The following is a 23,788-nucleotide window of genomic DNA, read 5'->3' on the forward strand; positions in this document are numbered from 1 at the left end:
CTGAATATAAAAGTCAAACATATCCCTTCCTTCATTATCCATTTTAAAGTTATAGAGGCTCTGTACAAAAAAAATGAGCAGAGGATACAATGCCCCTGCTCATTTCAGCAATGTTTTAGATCGAACATTTATCTTAATTAGCTGTCGGCTCGGTTCCCCAAACAAGTACGCCGTTATGATACAAGGTAACTTTAGGATGATCGGCATATGAGGTTTGCGTGCCTTTATACGAATAATCGTCACTTTCGTTATAGTTCGACCAGTCTGTCTTATGAATACGGGTTTGGATATCGCCCGTGCTTCCTTCAGGTGCTAACACGCCTGCATCCGAATTGAAGCTGACTTCCAAATAATAATCGGCACCCGTTGCAACCTTCTCCATTTTAACCAGTTTACCATTCAGCTTTGAGCAGCTCAGCGTCGCATAGTCGCAGTTGAAAGTCTGCTCACGGTCACCGTCGATTGTGTAGTAGTAGCGAATTTTCAACTCGTTGATCGGTACGGAGGTTGTGCCTTTGTTTACAATTTGGAATTGCGGATTGAGGTGATTATCGTTCACCTTACTATCTGCTGTGCGATATTGGAGCAGCAGTCCTGTCATCGGCTGCTGAGTATCCGCTTTCGGCATTGCGCTAGCCGTGTTCGACAGCGTCTGTCCTGCATCGTTCTTCGCTACCACCTGGTAGTAATACGTCGTGTCTGCTGTTACGGCTGTGTCGGCGTAGCTGCTTCCGTACACATCGCTCGCTACGGTGGCGAACGCGCCGTTTTCAGTCGCCGAACGCTTCACTTCATAGCTTTTCGCATTCGCCGATGCTGTCCAGCTTAGCGATACTTTCGCCGTTTCACCCGCAGCGTTCAGCGTGAAGCTGCCCGGTACGGGCGGCTGCTCAGTAATGCCATACGTTTTTAAGTTCGTTGGGAGCTCATCCAGCGTAATGACGTTCGGATGATTATACACTTTTTTCAGATGCTCAAGGCTGTTTTGTTTGCCGTCTCTCACAAAATCTCCATACCATGTAGCGAACCAGCTCCAATGAGCTTGATACGCCTTCATCAAATCAGGGTCCGGGATCGGTCCATTTTCGCTCATGGCAACTAGCTTTTTGTCCTTGCCCAATGCAACAAGGTCTTCGTATTTTGCAATTTGCGGGCTGTAATCACCGGCTTGCGGATAAGAGTCAAAGCTCAAAATATCCACATACTCGTCTCCCGGATACCAATCTGGAGCAACAGAATTCCATACCCAGATCAGATTGTTCAATTTGTGCACATTCGTCAAACGGTCGTGCATTAAAATATACAGTTTTTTAACAGGCTCAGGACCTTTGGCGCCCCACCAGAACCATTTGCCTTCCGCTTCGTGCAAAGGACGGAACAGGACAGGAACCTTCGCATCCTGCAACTTCTTCAATTGCCCTGCAATCACATCGATGTCGCGAATAAGTAATTTATAATCCTCAGACTCTGGATGATTCATCGCATATTCTATATCGAATGTGGTCGAATCGGCATAGAAGCCTCTCCACCATTCTTTTCCCTGCGTATCGATCAGACCTTTCGGTGCGTTCCAGTGCCATGCAAAGGTAACGATCCCCCCTTGCTTATCCCATGCAATCGCCTTTTCTGCCTCTGTGGAACTAAGACCGTGTTCCGCTCTGCTTGGCGAATAGTCGATCAGGTCAAGCGCTGCAATCGCCGGCTTTTTACCTACATTAGCTTGAAGCCAATCAATTTCATTTATTTCCTCTTGACCAGAGAGCATATTCTTCCCGTATTGATCAACCAGGTAGTTCATCAATGCTTTTGCTTCTACCGTCGCATTCGGATTAGTGAGCGTTTTGATTACCGCATGGGGTGGGCGATCAGCAGCAGGCTCCAGCCTGACGTAGTCGATATCGTACCAGCCCCAGCCTGTTTCAAAACCGATCGTATTCGCGCCTGCATTCAACAGCACCTTGCCTCCGGAAGTTTCTTTAAAATCAGTCGTTTTCTTAAGCAACAGTTCGCCAAACGCTTTGCCGTTTAATGAGAAATTGGTGCGTTTGTCATCATGAGGAGAACGGTAGCCGATTGTAAGATTGTACAAGCCTGCCGTGGGAGCCTGAATCGTCATCGTCAGAGAATCCCCTGGATTGTGGAAATTCGTTACATAACCAGTACCGGAGTAGCCGGTCCCGCTGGATTCCACAATGGTTCCCTTCAGCGCGCCTTCTTCGGCTTCATAGCGAGCGGGACCGTTTACAGGCGTCTTCGGAACCGCTTTCAAAATATTAGATTCGCTCGATCCCTTATTGGTTTTGGCGGTTACTTTGTAATAGTATGAAGTACCGTTTGTTACGTTAGTATCCGTATAAGACGTTTCGACCAAGTTGGATGCTACAGCAGCGAAAGGGCCGTTTTCATCTGTTGCCCGCTGTACGCTGTAACCTACAATTCCGCCGGAAGCGTCCCAGGACAAATGGACTTTCCCATCACCAGCCTCAGCTTTCAGCTTAAAGCTTTCAGGACCTTCCACTGGAGACGTGTCATTGCCAGTAGTCAGCACAATGTGATATGCCGTCAAAGGCGGTACGGTATAAGTAAAACGGTTGCCTGAAATTTGCGTGATTGGCGCTGCTTCTTTAATTTGCGAGCTGTTTTTATCGAACCCCCATACTTTACCGGAACTGTAAGTCTTCGCGCCGGAAAGATCAAATTGGGCGTCGAATGCGCTGTCCATGCTTTTATTCATGACAACGAGGTGCAGTTCTTTGTCGGATGCATTCGTTACGGAAGCGTGGACCGAGCTATTGACAATATCCGATGTTTGCGCACTAACACTGGTATCACCGAAAGTAGAGTTTTTTCCGTCATAATTGCGATAAAGCTTGTAAGCGGCACTAACGTAGTTGTTGACACCATCCTTTAGCTTCCAGTAGTTTGCCATATAAACATCATTTTTGCCCAAGATACCCAGCACATCGGTCATCGCAATCCCGCCGGAAATATCATTTTCGCCGCCATAGCTATACTCGGTCATTGCCAGCTTGGTTCCCGGATAATATTTATCCACCGACTGCTTCAATCGAGGTAGTATGGGCAAAAACTCGCTGTTCCATTGAGCGATCCAACTATCTTCCTTATAGGTCGGGTCCCACAAGGTGCGAGGTGCCTGCATTCTGGCTTTCTTCGTTTCGTCATTGCCTACCTCATTCGTAATTCGTATGCCTCCGCCCATCGCTTCGGGATACCAGTGTACGTCGAATACATCCAGCAATCTCTTGCCTTCGGCTTGCGAGCTAAGGCGCATTTGATCCAGGTAATAGTCTACGAACCAGCTATAATTGCCTTTTACAGAGTCCCAATCAGGTGCAGTTTGAAGATCTTTATAGGCGCCAAATCCGTAAAGAACCGGCCCAAAAATTTCTGCACCTGCGTCAATCGCTTTCACAGCTTTGGATAAACTGACTGACCGGTCTACCAACTCTTTCGCTCCGACTTTTTCACCATGAATGCGTGGGTGCGTATGCGACCAGAGAGCGGGTTCATTGTCGAGGGCATATCCTTTCACACCCGCCTTTGTTGAAGCAGTGCCGTACTTGTTCACTAAAAAATGGACGAACTCATCAACATAGACCCGATTGTCATTCAGATCAGGCTGTAGTTGGAACGGTGTATTTTTGGCGTTTACGACCTGATTCCAACGAGCGGAAGGGGCCTTTTCGCTTTCCTGCACACTTCCGTTTCCATCCTTAGCCACATAACCGGCCATCGGCAACGTAACTAAAGAATAAGTGCCAAGCTTCAGCGATTGGTCATGAAACGAAGTCGTCACCGCTCCTGGCTTTTCACATTCGGCTTGTGTCAGGCCACCATTACTGCATAAATAGTTATCGCTAGATTGCTGCCAGTCACTTCCTGCATTGGACATATTGTTTTCCCAGTTGTATCCGGTCATTCGATTGCCACCAAGTCGTCTGGCAGCCATATTTTCATCGCCTGCCAAATCCTGATTTGTACCGTATATATAAGGGCTAATAGGCTTACGTTCCTTGGATGTATCTACTTTAATAGTAATAGTCTTTGCCGTTTGACCGTGAACCACAGCTGGAGCAGGTAAAGCCCCCCCTACTATCATCGTGCAGGCCATGACGACAGGCAGCCATTTGGAACGTTTGAACAGAATACTACTACTATTTTTCGCTCTCATACCACTTTCCTCCTTTACATTTGAAAAGAGCAGCCCCATACAAGTACCGCTCCGGCAGGTTTTAAGGCTCCTAAATCCAAACGGGTTTACCGCTCCGGAACAGCATCGCCTTACTCTAATCCATAGATTCATTTTTTATAGATTCGTGCTTAAATTCCACCTTTCGAACCTCCAAGGATCTGGTTGATTACACTCTCCTCTCCGTCCGAAATTCAGAATTGCTCGGATCTTCAAATGTTGTAATACAGCTTTGCTATATGTTCCACCGATCAAATCTTCATATCGAACCATTTATGGGACGTAATGTCCATATTCTTAGATTATTCCAAATGCCTATATAGCAGAACATTGACTAGAGTTAACTTATTAAATAACTTTATAGCCTGAATATAAAAAAGACCCTTAGCTAAGGGGCTTTTTTTATCTCTACCGTACTTTGTCCTTTTGAATAAGCTCATAGTAGATCCGTGCTGGCTCGGCATCTCCAGTAGATAAAATGTATTCTGCCAAAGGTGCACACAGCTTTTGGAGATAGAAGGAATACAACAGTTCGGCTGTGTCAAAATGAATGTTCAACACTCGTTTCATCAGCTCTTCAAATTTGTTATAATCCAGTTCTTCCGGGCTAATATCAAAGGGGTATTCTGGAAAGGCTTTTTTTTGAATCTCAACAAATTGATCCTTAAGTTTGGGTTGATTGCCTGATCGTGCAGCCGAAAAATTCATCATAAAAAAGGATACAAAATCTGTCTCACGGTCGCTTAACCCATAATACTCACACCAGCGCATGAACATCAGCGGTTTTACCATATATAAATCTCCTTTAACAAAAGTTCAGATTTATTATGAATCCTACAAAAGTCTAACAGGTTCCAACTTATGTAATATATAGGTTAAGCCCCATTTTAAAATATGATTCCTTAAATGAATTTTGCCATTTAACATATCCCTTATCTTATATTTCCATAAAAGTGGACAACAAAAAAAGACCGTTTCAACATCTTAATGATGCTGACCCAATCTTCTCATAATCATCCGTGTATGGATATTCGTATTTATTCTACTCTCCTACATAGCTGAAGGGTCACAGGCTGCAAGTAAACACATAGGCTGGCGGCACATTATAATTTACTTTTTTAATCTGGATATCTGCAAAGAAAGTACGGAAGAAATTGTGCTTAACTTTGCTATACTGGAACGTAATAAACTTGCCTTCTTGGCCTAACACCTCGGCCGTTTGTCCCAAGATGAGGCTGGATAACGCGGCGGGTAAGCTGGTGAAAGGAAGCCCCGATACGATATAATCCACCTTCGAGACTTGGTACTGTTCCATATACCGCGCTACATGCTCGGCTGATCCATGAATGATGTGTACCCTCTCCAGGTGACCATATTTGCTTTGTAATTTTTTATAAAACGATTCATTTGCCTCAATCACTAACAGTAACGTTTCTGGACGCTTGTTCAAAATCAGCTCTTGCGTAAACACACCGGTTCCTGCCCCATATTCAATAATGCACGAGGCTTTGTCAAAGTAAATCGGTGTCGCTATTTGCTTGGCCAGCTGTCTTGAACTGGGTATTACAGCGCCTACGCTGCGTGGGTGCCTGATGTACTCTCGAATAAAGTGAATCGCGTTCATCTTTTCCTCTCCCTGCTTGACACACATGATAGGCATTCGGTTCATCAATGTTTCCCATTACATTATTCATTGTATACCGATGAGAATATTCATTTCAAGCAGGCTGCTGTCGCCATATACAAAAGAGGGTAGCCTTATTCGATTCTAATCAAATAATGACCACCCTCTTGTTGTAATATCTATTGGTCCATGGTGTCCAAATGCGTACCCTCTGCCTTGGATGCTTGTCCCGCTTTGCGTCGTCGTGCACCTATGTGCATGGCCACAATTCGGTAGATGGAGGCCGGCTGTATGGATACGGCCCAGCCTGCGTCTGCATCCGGTGCAAGCACGACCCCTAACTGATGATGATCGCCATCGTACATGCCTCGCTGTACAAACTTGCTCTCCCCTTGCAGATTGCGTACCTCCAGCTTACAAAAAGCAGAGTTGATCCGCAAGGCCTGATGCAGCTCGGCACGGCTGTTCACAACCATGCCATTCACACGGTATATGGCCTCACCCGGCAGTATGCCCATAGCTGTCGCCGGACTATCTGGCAGCACAGCGAGAACACGCATCCCTTGCTCGGGGTGTACAAACATCGGACTAAGACGGCTTTCCTCTATATTTCCGTACCAAATCAGCGCTTCATGGGCCAAGAAGGAGAATAACGCTGCCAGCAAGATTAGCGGACTCCACCAGGCCGCCAACAGGCTTAGCAGAAGCAAAGCCACACTGTACAGGAGCAATCGGTTCGAAGTAAGTACTGCCTTCTGTCGGGGTAGCTGGCCGAGCGTCACACTGCTAAAGCCCATCAGGACTGGCAGAGCTGCTAGCATATACCCTGTTCCGGCATCGCCGCCGAACAAAGGTGTCCAGGGAAGCATGAATCCTCCCTGAGCGGGTACCAGTAATAGCAACGGAATGGGCCAGAGATCCTCCATACGATAGCCACCAACCAATCTCCCCCGTTTGCCCTCGACGAACAGCGGAGTAGCTGCCTTTCCTCCTTGCCAGCGAACCAACAGCGCTTCAGCCACATGCAGTACAGCAACCAACACTAAGAGTGCTGGAATATCCAATCCACGGATAGCTGCTACCGATGTCCCGAGCACTCCCCCAGGCTGCCAGCCACTCGCTATGTTCAGAAAAAATTGAACTACACCTAGCAGACCAACCGAATAAGCAAGACACAGGTAACGGACGCGTACCAGCATGAGCAGTAATGTGGCTATCCACAGGCACACGATGGAAGTCGGGTTCAGATGCACGCTGATGAACATTCCTAGAACGGATAGTGCCATCCCGGCAAGCAAGCCACTCCATACGACACGCCAGGTCTCTGCAGCCCAGCTATGCATTCTAGTATGAAATAGCTTGCGCTCCAGTAGCATTTGCCGACGATAGCCAAGCGCGACAATGAGTATCGAGATATAATAAAACGGCTGCAAAAGCAGGTACAAGCAAGCATTCAAGACGCTCCATCCCCATTGTAATGCCCATTCCAAGTCCATTCACACTCCTTATGCCCCTGGTCCGCTGTATAGCGGAGCACGTACATTTCATATCCATTTATTTTATATGAAATTGCCAATGTAGGGAAGACAAACCGACGGACTGCAAATAAATCCCAATAAAAAAGGAGGCTGTTTCCAGCCCCCTTGTTGTAGCCTCACTATTATTTCGCTACGCCTGTCTTCATTTCCTTCCGAATCTCTTCAATCCCCTGCTTGAGTTGATTATCATTTTTCGGATCACGAATTTTTTCAATCAGCTTGGCTTCCATCGCTGATGCTGTCTTCGCATCAATGATGCCGTTAGCCGTCAGCTTCGCCTCTTTTTGGAAAGCCATAACAGAGCTTTCAGTCACTTTGTCAAAATAGCCGTCCTCGCGACCTGGTTTGTAGCCCAAGCCTTGCAGAATGATTTGTGCATTTTTCACATCGCTGCTATTCATATTGTATTTCAAGGACTTTTCCTTGTTCAGCGGTGCTGCCGTAAAGTATTCAGGCTGGTCCACCGCGATGTCCGGCTTAATCCCTTTTTTATGAATCCATGTTCCATTTGGCGTTAGCCATTTGGCAATCGTGATTTTGAGCAGGCTACCGTCACCCATTTGCTTGTCATAGCTGGTTTGTACAGTACCTTTACCAAAGGAGTTTTCTCCGATCAACACTGCGCCAGCGGATTGCTGGAGAGCACCTGCCAGAATTTCGGACGCACTTGCGCTACCTTTATTCATGAGCAAAGTCACCGGATAATTTTTGCGTGAACCTTTGGACTTCTCTTCCTCACGCTTCTGATTTTTGTCTTCCACTTGTACAATCGTTTTACCGGAAGGTACAAATTGCTGTGCAATATCAATGACAACAGAAAGTACCCCACCTGGGTTATTACGCACGTCAATAACGAGTCCCTTAAGCCCTTGTTTTTCCAGCTTGGCTAACTCTTCCTTGAAACGTTCTGCCGTATTTAAGGAGAACTGGGTGATCGTAATGACGCCTACTCCATCACTTTCCATATGAGCCGTTACAGTTTCCATATCAATGTTGTCACGGGTAATCGTGTATTCGAGTGGATCAGGAGAACCGTTACGCTGAATTTTGACTTTTGCCTGACTGCCCTTTGGTCCACGAATTTTGGAAACGGCCTTGTTCAGATCCAATCCGTCCAGTGTTTCACCGTTAACAGACAATATAATATCCTTAGCGCGTAGACCCGCCTTTTCAGCCGGAGAGCCTTTAATTGGTGTGACTACGACTACTTTCCCATTTTCAGCCGCTACTTCGGCTCCAATCCCGGTAAAAGAGCCTTCTATGGATTGCTCGAACTGTTGTGCAGTTTCTTTACCCATATAAGAGGAATACGGATCGCCAAGCGACTCCATCATTCCATTGATGGCGCCATCCACTAGCTTGGTGCGATCCACATCCTGATAATATTGTCCCTGGATTAGGTCCATCGCTGTCTCAATTTTGCGGATATCACTTCTGGAGGAGGAACTACTCCCCGTTACACTCGCCAGCAGTCCTTCGCCCAGAGCGCTATTCCCTACTGTGGTTGTTCCAGTATAAGCAAAAGTGAGCAGACTGCCGCCAAGCAGCCCGATCACCATCAAGAGTACCGCTGTACTTTTCTTCAACATCTAATCGTCCACCGCCTTCTCTTTATCTTGTATCCTATTTCCTCACAACGCATCCATTCACGAAGTATACGTTTAGCTTGTACGGAATATGTTAATTGTATCCTACTCCGTGTTTCAATGCACATGTTCTTCATTGGATATGAACCATTAAAGCAAAACCCTATCTACAACCGGATTGGTTACAAATAGGGCTTACCTTATCTATTATAAATAGTTCATCGGATTTACAGGTTTGTTATTCTCGCGCACTTCAAAATGACAGTGAGGTCCTGTGGAATTCCCCGTCGAACCCACTTCCGCAATTTTTTGACCGCGTTTCACGGTTTGCCCCGTATGAACCACCGTACCGCCGTTGCGAATATGTCCGTATAGGGTCCATAGTCCGTCTCCGTGGTCAATGACAACCGTGTTCCCATATCCGCTCCACCATTCAGCAACAATGACAACACCGTCCTCGGCTGCATGAATGTCGGTTCCCTGCGGAGCCGCCAGATCAATACCTGTATGGCCTTTAAGCTTGCCGGTTATCGGATGTACCCGCATGCCAAAAGTAGATGAGAGTCGGTAATGGGCTACAGGCGTAGCCAAAGTACCGGATCCGCCCGTATACGTACTGGCTGCCGTATGGCTGGAATTCGAGGCTGCGCCTGAGGATGAAGACGCAATTCGCTTGGCTGCAGCAGCACGTGCAGCTGCTCTAGCGCGTGCTGCTTTGGCAGCCTGCTCCGCTCTGAGCTTGTTCTTCTCCTGCACCAGCGCCACACGTTTGTTCGCGAGGGCTACCAGCATATCGTTTTGCTCTTCACTAATTTCATCCGATTCAGCAATATCATGATCGTAGTTGGCAATCAGTCTTTGCTTCTCTTTTTCCTTCGAATTCAATTGAGCTTTGGCGTCCTGCTTGAGCGCATACAGCTTCTTGGCATTTTTATATTCCGTATCAAGCTGCTTTTTCTTGCTAACGACCAGAGCCTTGTCCTTTTTATGCTCGTCCAACAGAATTTGGTCCTGCTCCACGATCGTTTTCAGGGAATCTACCCGACTGAGAAAATCACTAAAGCTGGTCGAAGACATAAGCACGTCCATATAGGAGACCGTTCCATCCGTATACATGAGACGCACACGAGTTTCCAGCATTTTTTCCCGCGAATTAATGCGATCAATTGCTTCGGCCAAATCTTTTTTAGTCGCACGCAGATTATCTTCCGTTTGATCGATCTGAACCGCTACACGAGTCAGCTGATCACTGACGCTGTTAATTTGAGCAAGTACCGTTTTCAGGTTTTGTACGGTTTTATTTTTGTAATGTTGAGCATACTGTTTATCTTGAGCAGCCTTTTGCTGCTGTTGCTTGGCAGATTTGGCTTGCTTTTCTAATTGGTTCAGTTGCGAATTGATCTCACTCACGCTTTTGGCATATCCGTCAGAAGGCTGGATTAGCAATGCAGCTACCAACGTAGCAGCCAACACAGATCCTATTTTTTTCAACTTGCACTCCCCATCCTTTATCGCAAAATAACACCGGGCTTCCCCGTTCTATTGAATGACTACGACGTTCCACCAAATGCTTCTTAGACTTTCAAGAACTTGCGCATGGACAGGGTACTGCCAATAATTCCGACCAGCATCCCCAAAATAACCAGCAATGCACTCAGCTGAATCCAAATGCCTTCAAGCGGCATAAGCTTCAACATATTGAGAGCGATATCTCCCTGAACGGCTGTCAGCAAACGCTGATAGCCTGTAAATAAAATACCTACAGTAATAAGAGAACCAATAAGACCAATAAGCGCGCCTTCGATAAAAAACGGCCATCGTATGAAAAAGTTGGTCGCACCGACCAGCTTCATAATGCTGATTTCTCTGCGTCGTGCCAATATCGTTACTCGAATGGTATTCGAGATCAAGAACATAGACATGATCGCCAGTCCGGCGACGAATATAAAACCAACATTGCGGATCAGCTTAGTAATGGTAAAGAGCGTCTCTACAGTGCCTTTGCCGTAACGAACCTTTAAGATCGGTTTTTCGGGATGCAATGTATTCAGCTTCTCAATCTTCTCGGCCACAAATGGAACCGTCGTTGGTTCAATAACCTCTACCACGATTTTGTCTGGCAGTGGATTGCTGTCCTTGTCAAAACCCTCCAGCAGATCCTTGCCACTGTCTCCCAAATCTTTGCGAAGCTCCTCCAAACCTTGAGCTTTCGTCACAAAGGTCGTTTTGCTGATCTCCGGCATTGCCGCGATTTCCTTTTGCAGTGTTTCACGCATGCTCTGATCGACATTGAGCTCCAGAAATACGTTAACTTCCACCTGACTATCTGCTTGATCAGCCAAGGAGTTGACGTTAAGCACCAGCATAATAAACACGCCCAGTATGAGCAGTGACACAATAATTGAGGTGACGGATGCTACGGACATCCAGCCATTGCGGAATATGTTTTTGAAACCTTCCCGCATATGACGCAAGAAGGTATTAAAAGTCATATCCGTACTCCCCTCTTACCTGGTCTCTTACGATATTGCCATTTTCGATGGCAATGACGCGTTTACGCATGGAGTTCACGATGTCCTTATTGTGTGTCGCCATCACAATGGTCGTACCCCGAAAATTAATTTCATCCAGCAACTGCATGATCTCCCACGATGTTTCGGGGTCCAGATTCCCCGTCGGTTCATCAGCAATGATGACCGAGGGATTGTTCACGATGGCCCGTGCAATCGCTACCCGCTGTTGCTCCCCACCAGAAAGCTGGGCAGGCTCACGATTCATTTTTTCTTTCAAGCCAACCAATTCGAGCACTTCTGGAACCCGCTTGCGGATCAGCTTCTTGGGAGCCTCTATAACTTCCATAGCAAAAGCCACATTTTCATAGGCTGTCAAACGCGGCAAAAGCCGGAAATCCTGAAAAATGACTCCGATGTTACGACGAACGTAGGGAATTTTGCGCTGCTTGAGCTTCCCAATATTAAAACCATTGACTGAAATTTGTCCCTTGGTCGGTACTTCTTCTCTATAAATAAGCTTCATAAAAGTCGATTTCCCCGCTCCAGACGGGCCGACTACGTATACGAATTCATTACGGTCAATTCTGACCGATACTCCTTGAAGTGCGTGGGTCCCGTTCGTATAGGTCTTCCACACATCCTGCATTTCAATCACTCGATCACTTCCCGCTGCTTAATCATGTTACGTATAACCTATTATCCATTCGACATATTCCATGCATTTCCTTTAAAAACTTCTGTATTTCATCATACCGTTTATCATTGTAACAAATTTGTTACCTAAATAGTACCGAAAGTTTTCTGCTTTTGGCACATATATATGAATATTATGGCACACGAAATGCTATCAAGCTTATCAGACAGGAGACATCTGCATTATGAAAAAAATTCATTTATCTGTCATTTGGATATGGTCTGGTGTTCTGGCGCTGGCTATGTTGTGGGGAGGACTTCATCTGTACGCCGATAGACAAACACTACCGGAGGGAGTGCGGATCGGAGGAGTCAACGTAGGCGGCATGGATAAAACGGACGCTCTTCGACTGGTGGAGAAAAAACTGGATGCATTGAAGCAGCGCCCTCTGCTCTTCACGGACAGTGACAGCAGTGCACAGGATATAAAGCTAACACTCGGAGAAGCAGGGTTCAGTTATAAAGCGGAGGCATTCCGAAATGCGGTAAAGGCACTCAGCGCGAAGCATCTATGGACTCGCGTACAGACACGTTTTAGCTTCGAGAAGGAATGGTCTATCACACCTTTCCAGCAAGAGAAGATCTTAAAATCCCAATTTGGAGCTGATTGGGAGGAGCAACGATACGGCATGCCTATCAATGCGGTGCGTCAGATTGATGCAAACGATCAGGTTCGTTATATTCCGGGACGCTCTGCCCGGCGCTTGGATTGGCCCAAACTGGACGTCGTAATGAAGCAGGCACTCCCCAAGGATTTTACGGCTTTCGAGGAGCCGATCCGAGTGGAATTACCGTTCCACCAGTTGGAGCCGAAAATTACGGTCGACAGTCTGCGCAGCGAAGGTATAGAGCGTAAAATTACCCAATTTTCCACCAGTCTCGGCAGTAGCTCGGAAGGACGTGTGTATAACGTTAATTCGGCGGCAAGCACCGTTGATGGTTTAATTCTCAAACCAGGTGACATATTTGACTACGGCCAGGTGATCGCCAAGGCTGAGCGCACCCATGGTTTTCGTGAGGCTCCAGTAATCGTGAACGGACGGCTGGAGTCCGGCATTGGCGGTGGGATTTGTCAGGTATCCAGCACGGTCTATAATGCAGCGCTGCGAGTCGGCTTGGACATTGTCGAACGCCGCAACCATTCCCTGCCAGTCAGCTATCTGCCCAAAGGCCAGGATGCGACCTTTGCTACAGGATCCATTAATTTTCGTTTTAGAAATAATACCGGCAAACATTTGCTCCTACGTGCCGCGGTCCAAAATCGAACGCTTACCGTCAAAATTTTTGGTACATTCCCATCCAATATTTCGTATGAGCTTGAATCTCACACCGTTCGCGTACTCCCCATACCCGTAAAGAGAATACGTAATGACTCACTCCCCTCAGGCTTCTATCAAGTCATTCGGCAGGGGAAAGAAGGGTATGTGGTAGAGACCTTTCGAATAAAAAAGGTAGATGGAAAACCCATCCAGCGCACCCGAATCAGCCGCGATACGTACCGAGCGCAGCAGCGCATTATAGCTAGTTATGGCGGTAGCACATCGTCTGAGCCACAAACACGCGAACTGGAGAAACCTATTGTGGAAGATGGCATAAGCGAATAAACGAAAAAATCCCCCTTCACTACTGGCTGGATTGGTTCCAGACAGAGTGAAAGGGGGTTTTTTTGTTTCTAAATTACTCGCTGCGTTTACTCAAAACCGAGATTTCTACAGGCTCACTTTCATGGCCGTCTGTATCTTTAGCTTTGATCACCAGTCTAACTGTCGCTTTTTGAGTAAGCACACTGATGCTAAATGTGCCGTCATCTTTGGCTACTGCACTGCCGATAGGCAGATCGTTGGAATAGGCAGTTACTGTGGAACCCGCTTTTGCTGTTCCTGTAATTGTACCTTCACCATCGTACACATCGTTGACTTTCAGTGCATTCGAAGTAGCATCCGCGTCAGTAGCTGTGTCTGTAGTCGTATCGGTATTTGTAGTTGTCTCTGTGCTTGTCTCTGTTGTTGTAGAGTTGTCCGTAGTAGTTGTACTATCTGTGCTAGTACTTGTGCTGCTATCTTCTGTTTCACTGCCAGAAGTAGTCGACGTATTACCATAAGTGGAATTTGTCACGTTACTGTATGTGGAATCCGTTACCGTTCCACCAGGAGTCGTCGTCAGATTATCAACAGGGCTCAGGTTATAACCGGATGCAGCATCCAGAATAGCAACCGCCTCTGCACGAGTCAGCGGCTTCAGTGGCTGGAATTTACCATCCGGATAACCGTTGATGATTTTTTGCTCCGCAACAGCCGCTACACTTTTCTTCGCCCAAGATCCGATTTTGTCGGAGTCAATGAATTTAGTAACATCTGCTGCGTTACCCGCAGTCAGCCCAATAGCTTTGCCAATAATCGCAGCTGCTTCCTGACGTGTTACCTTACCATTTGGTTTGAGCTTGTTATCTGCATAGCCGCTTATGTAGCCTGCATTTACGGCACTTGTCAGTTCGTTGTATGCCCAGTGGGATGCCGGAACATCTGTGAACGTTCTGCTTCCATTACCGTTGATTTTCACACCACCTGCATATGTTACGTCTGTCACTGCTGGAAGTTCCTGTGTGAACGTTCCCAAGCTGCGGTTCAGAAGAACGATAAATTCTGCGCGTGTGATCGCCGCATCCGGTTTTACCGCCCCATCCAATTGCCCTGTAGCTGACCAGCGTTGCACCTGATCTCCCGCCCAATGGCCGCTTGTAGTTTGAGGAGCAGCTGCCGCTGCGCTGAATGCGCTAAGAATAAGACCTGTACTCAGTACACCTGTAATTGTGGTTCTTAACTTTTTCCCCATGCTATAAATTCCTCCCTCAGATTGGATTCATCAATCTTTTTTAAACACTTTACCAGAAATCAAACCCAAATAACCCCTAAATTAAAAAAATCGTCCCATATAACCATGCCCCCTCCTAATGTAGGATAAATAAGAAACAGGACTTAATGCCTAGTCACTCACTTGGATATGTATATTTGGACAGGTTAAAGTATACTGAATGAATAATCATTAGGCTGGAACAGGTCAAAGAGATTGCAACCCCCTAGGAAAAGAGGTTTTCTTATGGCACTTATTCAATGTCAGTTTTACTCGGAAGTTCTTGGTCTAAGCACATCCATGAATGTTATTCTTCCGCAGGCAACCCGCTCACAGATTGGAATGGAGGGCAAGCAAGGAACAGGGCCACATCCGACACTGTATTTACTGCATGGCCTGTCGGACGATGATTCAACCTGGCTGCGTCGAACCTCGATTGAACGCTACGTCGCCTCTATGGGCCTAGCCGTCGTCATGCCCCAGGTACATCGGAGTTTCTATACGAATATGGAGCAAGGAGCGGCTTATTGGACCTTTATTAGTGAAGAATTGCCGGCTTTGGCACGTTCATTCTTTCCTCTGTCGGACAAACGTGAAGACAATTTTGTAGCTGGTCTTTCTATGGGGGGGTATGGTGCCTTCAAACTGGCACTCCAGCACCCAGAACGCTTTGCAGCCGCTGCCAGTCTTTCGGGGGTTATGGATTTACACGCATCCCGTACCGATCCTATGCAAAATGCCATGAGTCCAGCGGAATGGCTTAACATTTTCGGGCCAGATGAAATACGCGGAACAGATCACGATTTGCTGGAGCTGCTACAACGTCATACCACCGCGGGGAGCTCACTCCCCCGACTCTACCAATGCTGCGGTACGGAAGATTTCTTATATAAGGGAAATCAGACTTTTCGTGAAACATGCACCTCTCTTGGAGTTCCGCTGACCTACGAAGAAGGTCCTGGAACTCATGAATGGGGATACTGGGACGCGAAAATTCAGGATGTACTGGCATGGCTACCGCTTAAAGGGCACTAAACAGGCAAAAAAATCCCCGCAGCCTTCCTCCTCGCACCATGCGAAGGGAATAGGCTCCAGGGATTGTTGTTATGCCTATCATCAGGGATTAGTCGTTGTCTCCGTCGTTAGAGATCCATTAGTTAGTGCCTTAGGCAACACTTTATACAGGCGCCACTCGCCGTTAAACTCACGTTCAAGCTGAACCCATGGGGCACCATGCTCATATAAATTCGGATATACCATATTAATCTTACTCAGCGGCATGCCTGACATAATCTTAGGTACAAGGATATAGTCCACATGATTGTCCTGCGGATAACTTAATGCTTTATTGAACGCATAATCACTGGTGATCAGAAAACGTTTGGGATATTGGCTGTAGACGATCATCGTGTAGGCTGAAGCCGAATCTGTCATAATGGTAGACTTCGGCAGATGCTCATCCAGCCAAACGGCAATCTTACGATCTGATTCTTGTCTCACATAGTTTACATTCCCCGTGCGTGTGAGAAAGCTATTCTCATCCGGTGCAATATCCGGGCGAGTCAACGCATAGGAGAGTAATCCAGCGGTAAGTAGCAGACTGACGGACACTAGACCAAAGGCCGCCCTCCGCCAACGTCCCTGAAGCTGGCTCAACTCATAAGGCAACCAGGCTACGGTAATTGGGAATACATACATAAAGTAGCGGAACCAACCGTACGAGGATTGCCGCATCATAAGTAAAAATTGCAAGCCTGGTACAGACAGGAACAATAACAAAATAATCAAGGTTCCCCACCGGAACAAGCGTCCACTCAACAGACGAATGAACAAAATAGCAAACAACGGTACAGAATACCAGATAGTTTTGGATGCAATAAACTTCAAAGCCACCAGCGGATTGGAGAAAATCTCTACAAATTTATCATCATTCAGCAGCTCTGCCGATTGGGCCGTGTTCGAGTACTCTGAATTCAGGAAATAAAAAGCGTTCCCCATAATAAGATAGTTAAAGAAAATCCACAACAGTCCGGAAAAGACCACGGGGAGCAGAAGAAGCAACCAGGTTGCCTCGACTTTATGTAGCTTTTCCCGCAAGGCCAGTTCACGTCTACCCAAGTTGCGATGAAGAAATAAAATCGCCAAGACCACGCCAACAGCCATGGCCACGCCCAGAGGCACCGCTTCATAACGAGTCCAGAACGCCATGGCAAGTGCTAACCCAGAAACAATCAGACTTGCCGTCATGCGGTCCTTGAGCCACAGCGCAAATTCAATCACCGTCATCATAATGAAATATATGTATAACGAATCGCTTAGACCGTTGGCACCAAATAGTAAAATAAACGGATTCAGTGCATACAACAAAGCCAGCAGCAAGCTCATCCTAGAGCTAAGCCCTGTTCTGACACCCGCCCGATATAGCAGCATAGCGGTCAAAGCAGAAAAGGTAGCACTCAGAATAACAGCAGCCAATCCATAGGAGGCTAATGCCGGAAAGATTGGATACAGCAATAGAATCACCATTTCCAGAAGACTGGGTAGTGGATTCCAGATAAATCCGATAGCGCCCAGATGCGGGTCGCGGCTGTACAGCACATAAAATGCGTTAGCTACCCGACTGAGCGCGTCTGTGTGCATATATCCCAGAACATAGCTGAAATAGATGCCCGCAGATAGCTCCAATGCAAGTATAAACACAAACAGACCTATAGCCATCCATCTGCTTGCAGACCATTTGCGAAAGGACATTCCTCTCGTTCCCCCTCAAACTTCTTGCGGTGGTGCAGCTGTAGGGAGCTTACGCCCTCCAGCTGTATCCTTCCCTCCGCTACGATGCACTAAAATACAATAAAATTATTGCAGTTCTTCAATGCCCTATCTTGTACAATCGCCACTCCCCATCAAAATCATGCACCAACGAGGCCCATGGCGCCCCCTTTTCAAACAGATCAGGATAGTTCCGGTTCACCTGATCCAGCGGTACCCCTTCTACCGAGCGCGTAACCAAAACATAATCCACTTTGGAAGCGGGCAGATCCGTTAAAGATTTCCCAAAATCATAATCACTCGTTATCATAAACTTCTTCGGCATTTTACTGCTCAAAATAATCGGATAGGCCGTGTAAGAATCTGTCAAAATGAGAGATGAACCATAATGTTCATCCAGCCATGACCCTATTTTCCGTTCAACAATTTGTCGAGTATAGCTTTCATTGCCACTATGCGTCAGATAGCTATGCTCATCCGCCGCAATCGCGGGATTCGTCAGTGCGTAGGATAACAAGCCTGCTGTTGCCAACATTCCTGCCGTTACCAGTGAGATTCCGATCCCCCGCATTTTCCCCTTCAACAGACTAAGCTCATACGGCAGCCAAGCAACCGTAATCGGGAATACATACATAAAATATCGGAACCAGCCAAACGAAGAATGCTTAAGCATCAGTAAAAGCTGGAGCCCAGGTACTGATAAAAAAATAGCCAGCAGCGTTAATGTGCTCCAACTCCACAGACGTTTGTCCAATAGGCGTATAAGCAAAACGGCAATCAACGGAGCCGCATACCATAAGGTCCGTTGCCCGACAAACTTTAGCATCAGCATAGGGTGAGCAAACATTTCTACAAAGCGTTGATCCTCCAGCAAAGCCGCTGATTGTGTGGAATTGGAATATTGCGAGCGTAAAAAGTAAAGCGGGTCGCCCATGATAATCCAGTTAAAAAAGAGCCACAGCAAACCGGAAAAGACAAGCGGCAGCAACAATAGAAGCCATGTCGCTTCTACCTTGTACAGGCGCTCTTTTAAAGACAATTGCGTTTTAACGTTCTCTCTGTTTGTACGCCACCGATGCAGAAAAAAAATCGTCAGTAATACGCCCAAAGCCAGCGCAACCCCCAGTGGGACTGCTTCGTAGCGAACCCAAAATGCCAATGCAAGCGCAAAACCGGATACGATCAAATTCGCCGCCTTGCGATCCTTAAGCCACATACAGAATCGACTCACTGTCAACAGGATAAAAAAGATATAGGGCGAGTCACTTAAGCCGTTGAAGCCAAACAGAAACATAAACGGATTCAGTGAAAATAACAGCGCAATTAGCAAACTAGTTACACCGTGAAGCCCTAGTTCTTTTCCCGTCCCGTACAATAATGCTGCACTCGCCCCAGCAAACAGGCTGCTCACAATCACTGCTGCCAGCCCGTGGGAAGCGAGTGCGGGAAACAATGGATAGAACAACAGTACAATGAGTTCCATCAAACTCGGTAGTGGATTCCACACAAACCCAATAGCACCCAAATGCGGGTCACGACTATACAGTACATAAAATGCATTTGCTACTCGACTGAGCGCATCGGTATGCATATAGCCAAGATGCCATGCAAAATAAACACCCACCGCTAATTCTAGAGCAGCAATACAAGCAAACAATGACAACAACTTTCCATGTTTCCTTACGATCATGAAACCTCTTTCTGACGCTGTTGCGGAACGGAGAAGATCCAATAGCGGTTCCAGATATAATTATGAACTGGCACGATGATGGTAGTTAAGACTTCACCGATCAGATACGACCAACCAATCCAGTGAATGGTTACGTACATCAGAGCGGCATTCAGGAGCAAGCCGCAGGTGCAGACCAATAAATATTTAAGAAATTGAGTGCGGCTCCCTTCGCCGGTAGGCTCGAACGTCCAGTTACGATTCAGCACATACGAAACGAGCAACGTAACGATAAAGCCTATGGTAGTAGCCGTTACTGCAGGTATTGCAAACAGCTCCACCAGCAGCACAAGTACACCGACATGAATGCCTGTACCCAGCAGTCCGACAATACCGTATTTAATGATTGGATACTTTAGATACGAACGTCTGATCATGTTGATTAAACTCCCTATCCACCCACAGTCGGTCAGCATTCGCCCGTTTATCTGCAATTAGATAACGGGGTCTGGCTTTGACTTCGTGATATATGGCGGCAATATATTCTCCTACCACTCCAATCGACAGCATAAGTACACTACCGATAATCAAAAGCAGTAAAATGACAGTGGTAAACCCGGTCACAGCGTCACCCGTTATTTTGTGCATTAAGGTTTGAATCCCCAACACGACCGAAATCAGCATGAAAATGAGACCCATTAAACTCACTACCCGCAAAGGTACCGTCGAAAACGAAACGATCGCTTCCGCAGCCAATCGAAATAGGCCTAACGGACTCCAGCGGCTTGGACCCTCTTCTCGTGGAGCCACCCGGAATGTAATCTGGGTTTTACGAAAACCGAGCCAGGCGGTCATCCCGCGAAAAAACGGCATACGCTCTGGCATCGCCATCCAGGCATCCACCACTCTTCGATCCAGCAGCTTATAATCGGAGGCATCCTTTAGATTAAAGCCCGTCAAACGATTCAAGGTTGCATAGAACAAAGAAGCTCCGAGCTTTTTGCCTACAGACTCTTCTCCCCGAAATTCTTTCACACATTCAACTAAATCATAACCTTCATTCTGCCATAAACGCACCATTTCCCCGATCATCTCAGGAGGATGCTGCAGATCACCGTCCATGACAATGATCGCATCGCCAGATGCATTTTCCAAACCTGCGCACAACGCCAGCTCCTTACCAAAATTCCGACTCAGCCGGAGTGCGAGCAAAGAGGGCATACGACGGGACAATTCGGACAACTTGAGCCACGTATCGTCTTTGGAACCATCATCTACAATAATAAGCTCATAACGTGAGGTGACAACAGACAGCACCCCATCAATCACCTTAAGTGAACGCTCAAGGTGAGAGCCTTCATTGTACATGGGAATGACGACAGATAAAAAAGGATTTTTGGTCTCCATTCTTGCTCCTTCTTTCTTCATATTCAGGAGGACTGTGCCGGGGTATCATCCAAGTCATGCATATCGGTCAGACCATGCGTCGTCTTTTCCCAATAGAACGGCTTGGTTATAAGCTGCCAAGCTGCCTTTATCGCAGCTATACTCATAAGTACCCAATATAACGGCGAGAGTAGCCCATATTTGACCATCGCGTATGAAAATGTTCGTTCACCGCGTTCTTCCAGCTCACCGATGACCCAATACATGCCGGCCACATTACTGAATACGAACAGAAAGTTACCGATATAAAATTCCGCGCTGGCCAAGTAGTACACATAACCCGGGAACAGCTTGGGAATAAAGGACAACTCCCAGCCAAACCATAAAATAAGCAAGCCCCAAAAAATCGGGTTTAGCAATGGCAACATCGGAGTCGCCAGAATCATCACCTGAAAACCGAAAAATCCTTTCCAGCCCACTTCGCGCACCAGCTTAACCGGATTGCGCATATGAACCAGCCATGTCTGCATATATCCCTTGATCCAACGTGAACGCTGACGAATCCAGTTGCCCACGCGGCTGTTCGCTTCCTCCCATGTGCGGGAATCGACAATGGCCGTTTTATAACCACCTTTATACAGACGAATGCCCAGATCGGCATCCTCGGTTACATTATAGGGGTCCCACGCATTGATATCTTTCAATACAGATACCCGGAAATGATTGGACGTACCGCCCAACGGAATGGGGGTGTCTAACTGCATAATTCCTGGCAGCAGCAATTCGAACCACATACTGTATTCTTGTGTGAACCAGCGGGTCAGCAAATTTTGTGTGCTGTTAAAATAATTGAGCTTCGCTTGAATACACGCATAATTCTCAGGCAGTGAATCAAACGCTGCAATGACCTTTTTAAGTTGGTCAGCATCGGGACGATCCTCAGCATCGTAAATGACGACAAATTCGCCGCGGGCCCGAATAAGTCCATAATTACATGCCTTCGGCTTAGTTTTTGGCAAGCCGTCGGGCACGACCAGTGTCGTGTAATACGCTGGCAGCTTCATTTCCCGTAGCAGCTCAATCGTCTCAATGTCGTCCTCTTCGATCAGCAGCCGTACATCCAGCTTGGACTTTGGATAATCCAGCTGTTCCAAATTCCGCAACAACATCGGAAGCACGCCCGCTTCCTTATACATCGGAACAAGAATCGTATAGATCGGCAGTCTTTTTTCATCCATGGCGTCTACCTCTTCCTTCGTGAAGCGAAGCTGCGCCCCACGCCGGGAACCGAGATAGATAATACCAAATTTGAATAGCGTCATAGCAAAATAAAACAGCTGAATCATCATATTAATGATCAGCACCGTTTTCCAACTGTTCCAGAGGAGGCCAAGCAGTGTGATCATTCCCATAGCTGCAAACACCCAGAGCTGTCCTTTGGTAAAGGTGGTCCGCGCCGAATTATGCGGTTCTTTTTCCAATAGCCCAGTCGTGCTCTCTTGCATCATTTCCTCACCGTAGATTTTACCCCAGAGCTGCTCCATCTCTTCCTTCGTTGCAAGTACTTGCTCTACCGGCATACCCAGAATTTCTTCCAGCTTCAAGCGTCGCTCCTCTGGCAGTGGATCACTGACCGCTACAATATAGCGGTTCATATATTGGTGGATGACGACCACGCCATAAGCCATGGCCACTTGCTCGGGTAGCTTGTACGCCGCATCCAGCGCCAACTCCTCACCAATACGCCCGATTCGGTTCTGTGTAGCAATCGCGCGGTACAAATCCGCTGGCTCCAACATTTGCAATGATAGCAAGATGTCGCCGAGCAGTCCGCCGCTCTTCGCCTGGAACTCGAGCGCACGCTCTAGCTGCTCCGGTGTAATATAGCCGGAACGAACCAGCATATCGCCCAGTCTCTCCTTGGACTCATCACCGTCAATTTGCTCTTGTAGCTGCTCAGCTGTAATGAAACCCATCTCTACAAGAATATCGCCCAGTCTGCCACCGTAACGCTTCTGGTTGCGGATAGCATCTGTCAGCTGATCCCGGGTAATCATCCCGTTCTCCACCAGCTGATCTCCCAGACGGGCCTTGCCGTTTCGTCCGGTCTGCGTTCCTGCTGCCGCCTCTCCGCCTTCTGCACCAGGGATACTGGAAGCAAGACCTATAGCTGCTCCTGCCGCTGCTTGTTCCTGCCCAGATGCATATTGGACTTGCGCCTCCTGCACCTGTCCATCCTGTATTCCTTCATCCAGCAATTGTTCCACAGCTGCTGCTGTATCATTGGCATTCTGTAAAGCCTGAATACGAAGTTCTGTATCCTGAAGTCGCCGTTCCAACTCTTCGATATGAAAATCAAGCTTGTACAGTATCGGGGCCTGCTCTGCACGCTGAGCCTCTAGCTGTTGTTGCAGTTGTTCGATTCGCTGACGCTCTTCTTTTATTCTTCTCTTGGTTTGGCGAATTGAAACTCCTCCAACCTGCCACCTAAGCTTGTCACCCATGAATTCCCGCCCTTTCAATCCAGCGCCGCTCTTCCGCAAGCGCGTCCGCAAGCAGTTGCTTTAACTCGGTATCCCGCTGCTTTTTCCGCTCCAGCGCCGCGTGGAAAAGCTCCCGCTCCTCACGTAGCAACTTCTCTGCCTGGATTCGCTCCTCATGCAATGAGGATACCAATCCATCGGCGTCAGAAGCGCGATAACCGATCCAAGCGCTCTTTAGCTGACGCGTCGTTCGTTTAGTTCTCATAATACCTCCCTGGATCGTCCCGACTCTGTCTTTTGTTATGTCACTATTTCCATATTGTTACCAGCCGTTCTCCCGAAACCAGGACACACCTGTGTTCTCATTTAAGCTCTTCATTTACACATTTATGAAATTTCCCTGGTCGAAAAAGCCATTAAACACTTGACAATGATTTATCGCATATGCTTCTCGTTCTACTAAATTG

The 23,788-nt window shown here is 47.2% G+C and carries 17 protein-coding genes; 2 read left to right on the forward strand and 15 right to left on the reverse strand.

Annotated features, from left to right (window positions below; all coding sequences use genetic code 11):
* Window positions 1–133: 133 nt before the first annotated feature.
* The 8 genes from MMB75_RS12100 to ftsE form a co-directional block, all read right to left on the reverse strand.
* Window positions 134–4,192 (reverse strand): glycosyl hydrolase, encoded by a 4,059-nt coding sequence (locus MMB75_RS12100; RefSeq protein ID WP_277507891.1) that lies wholly within the window; start codon window positions 4,190–4,192, stop codon window positions 134–136.
* A gap of 426 nt (window positions 4,193–4,618) precedes the next feature.
* Window positions 4,619–5,002: a hypothetical protein gene (locus MMB75_RS12105; RefSeq protein WP_016822956.1), complete on the reverse strand. Its 384-nt coding sequence runs from the start codon at window positions 5,000–5,002 to the stop codon at window positions 4,619–4,621.
* A 274-nt stretch (window positions 5,003–5,276) separates the two neighbouring features.
* Window positions 5,277–5,834, reverse strand: a complete 558-nt coding sequence (locus MMB75_RS12110; protein ID WP_019688761.1) for a class I SAM-dependent methyltransferase — start codon at window positions 5,832–5,834, stop codon at window positions 5,277–5,279.
* Between the two features lie 179 nt (window positions 5,835–6,013).
* Window positions 6,014–7,330 carry a PDZ domain-containing protein gene (locus MMB75_RS12115; protein ID WP_017427073.1) on the reverse strand — a complete coding sequence of 439 codons (1,317 nt, stop codon included), beginning with the start codon at window positions 7,328–7,330 and terminating at the stop codon, window positions 6,014–6,016.
* A 164-nt stretch (window positions 7,331–7,494) separates the two neighbouring features.
* Window positions 7,495–8,961 (reverse strand): S41 family peptidase, encoded by a 1,467-nt coding sequence (locus MMB75_RS12120; protein ID WP_016822953.1) that lies wholly within the window; start codon window positions 8,959–8,961, stop codon window positions 7,495–7,497.
* A gap of 204 nt (window positions 8,962–9,165) precedes the next feature.
* On the reverse strand, window positions 9,166–10,449 hold the full coding sequence (locus tag MMB75_RS12125) for a murein hydrolase activator EnvC family protein (RefSeq protein WP_016822952.1): 1,284 nt from the start codon (window positions 10,447–10,449) through the stop codon (window positions 9,166–9,168).
* A gap of 83 nt (window positions 10,450–10,532) precedes the next feature.
* Window positions 10,533–11,450: a permease-like cell division protein FtsX gene (gene ftsX / locus MMB75_RS12130; protein ID WP_016822951.1), complete on the reverse strand. Its 918-nt coding sequence runs from the start codon at window positions 11,448–11,450 to the stop codon at window positions 10,533–10,535.
* A complete protein-coding gene (gene ftsE / locus MMB75_RS12135; RefSeq protein WP_007432660.1) occupies window positions 11,440–12,126 on the reverse strand; it encodes a cell division ATP-binding protein FtsE in 687 nt (228 codons plus the stop codon). The genes ftsX and ftsE overlap by 11 nt, the downstream gene beginning before the upstream one ends.
* A gap of 223 nt (window positions 12,127–12,349) precedes the next feature.
* On the opposite strand from ftsE, the gene MMB75_RS12140 reads away from it, so the two are divergent.
* Window positions 12,350–13,768: a VanW family protein gene (locus MMB75_RS12140; RefSeq protein WP_045244622.1), complete on the forward strand. Its 1,419-nt coding sequence runs from the start codon at window positions 12,350–12,352 to the stop codon at window positions 13,766–13,768.
* Between the two features lie 73 nt (window positions 13,769–13,841).
* On the opposite strand, the gene MMB75_RS12145 is transcribed toward MMB75_RS12140, so the two are convergent.
* Window positions 13,842–14,996 (reverse strand): S-layer homology domain-containing protein, encoded by a 1,155-nt coding sequence (locus MMB75_RS12145; RefSeq protein WP_025365962.1) that lies wholly within the window; start codon window positions 14,994–14,996, stop codon window positions 13,842–13,844.
* A 264-nt stretch (window positions 14,997–15,260) separates the two neighbouring features.
* On the opposite strand from MMB75_RS12145, the gene MMB75_RS12150 reads away from it, so the two are divergent.
* Entirely contained in the window at window positions 15,261–16,049 is a 789-nt protein-coding gene (locus tag MMB75_RS12150; RefSeq protein WP_017427076.1) for an alpha/beta hydrolase, read from the forward strand.
* Window positions 16,050–16,130: 81 nt separating this feature from the next.
* On the opposite strand, the gene MMB75_RS12155 is transcribed toward MMB75_RS12150, so the two are convergent.
* The 6 genes from MMB75_RS12155 to MMB75_RS12180 all read right to left on the reverse strand — a co-directional run bounded on the left by MMB75_RS12155 (window position 16,131) and on the right by MMB75_RS12180 (window position 23,586).
* A complete protein-coding gene (locus MMB75_RS12155) occupies window positions 16,131–17,765 on the reverse strand; it encodes a glycosyltransferase family 39 protein (protein ID WP_045244623.1) in 1,635 nt (544 codons plus the stop codon).
* 118 nt (window positions 17,766–17,883) lie between these two features.
* Window positions 17,884–19,473 carry a glycosyltransferase family 39 protein gene (locus MMB75_RS12160; protein ID WP_045244624.1) on the reverse strand — a complete coding sequence of 530 codons (1,590 nt, stop codon included), beginning with the start codon at window positions 19,471–19,473 and terminating at the stop codon, window positions 17,884–17,886.
* Window positions 19,470–19,889 (reverse strand): GtrA family protein, encoded by a 420-nt coding sequence (locus MMB75_RS12165; RefSeq protein WP_013373353.1) that lies wholly within the window; start codon window positions 19,887–19,889, stop codon window positions 19,470–19,472. The genes MMB75_RS12160 and MMB75_RS12165 overlap by 4 nt, the downstream gene beginning before the upstream one ends.
* The gene (locus tag MMB75_RS12170) at window positions 19,852–20,859 is read right to left on the reverse strand and encodes a glycosyltransferase family 2 protein (protein ID WP_017427078.1); all 1,008 of its coding nucleotides are present in this window, start codon (window positions 20,857–20,859) and stop codon (window positions 19,852–19,854) included. Before MMB75_RS12170 ends, MMB75_RS12165 begins: the two co-directional genes overlap by 38 nt.
* A 23-nt stretch (window positions 20,860–20,882) precedes the next feature.
* Window positions 20,883–23,342 (reverse strand): cyclic di-GMP-binding domain-containing protein, MshE-related, encoded by a 2,460-nt coding sequence (locus MMB75_RS12175; RefSeq protein ID WP_016822945.1) that lies wholly within the window; start codon window positions 23,340–23,342, stop codon window positions 20,883–20,885.
* Window positions 23,335–23,586, reverse strand: coding sequence for a hypothetical protein (locus MMB75_RS12180; protein ID WP_016822944.1), 252 nt, complete (start codon window positions 23,584–23,586; stop codon window positions 23,335–23,337). Before MMB75_RS12180 ends, MMB75_RS12175 begins: the two co-directional genes overlap by 8 nt.
* Window positions 23,587–23,788: the final 202 nt, after the last annotated feature.

Source organism: Paenibacillus sp. P2(2022), from assembly GCF_029522175.1.
Lineage (GTDB): Bacteria > Bacillota > Bacilli > Paenibacillales > Paenibacillaceae > Paenibacillus > Paenibacillus polymyxa.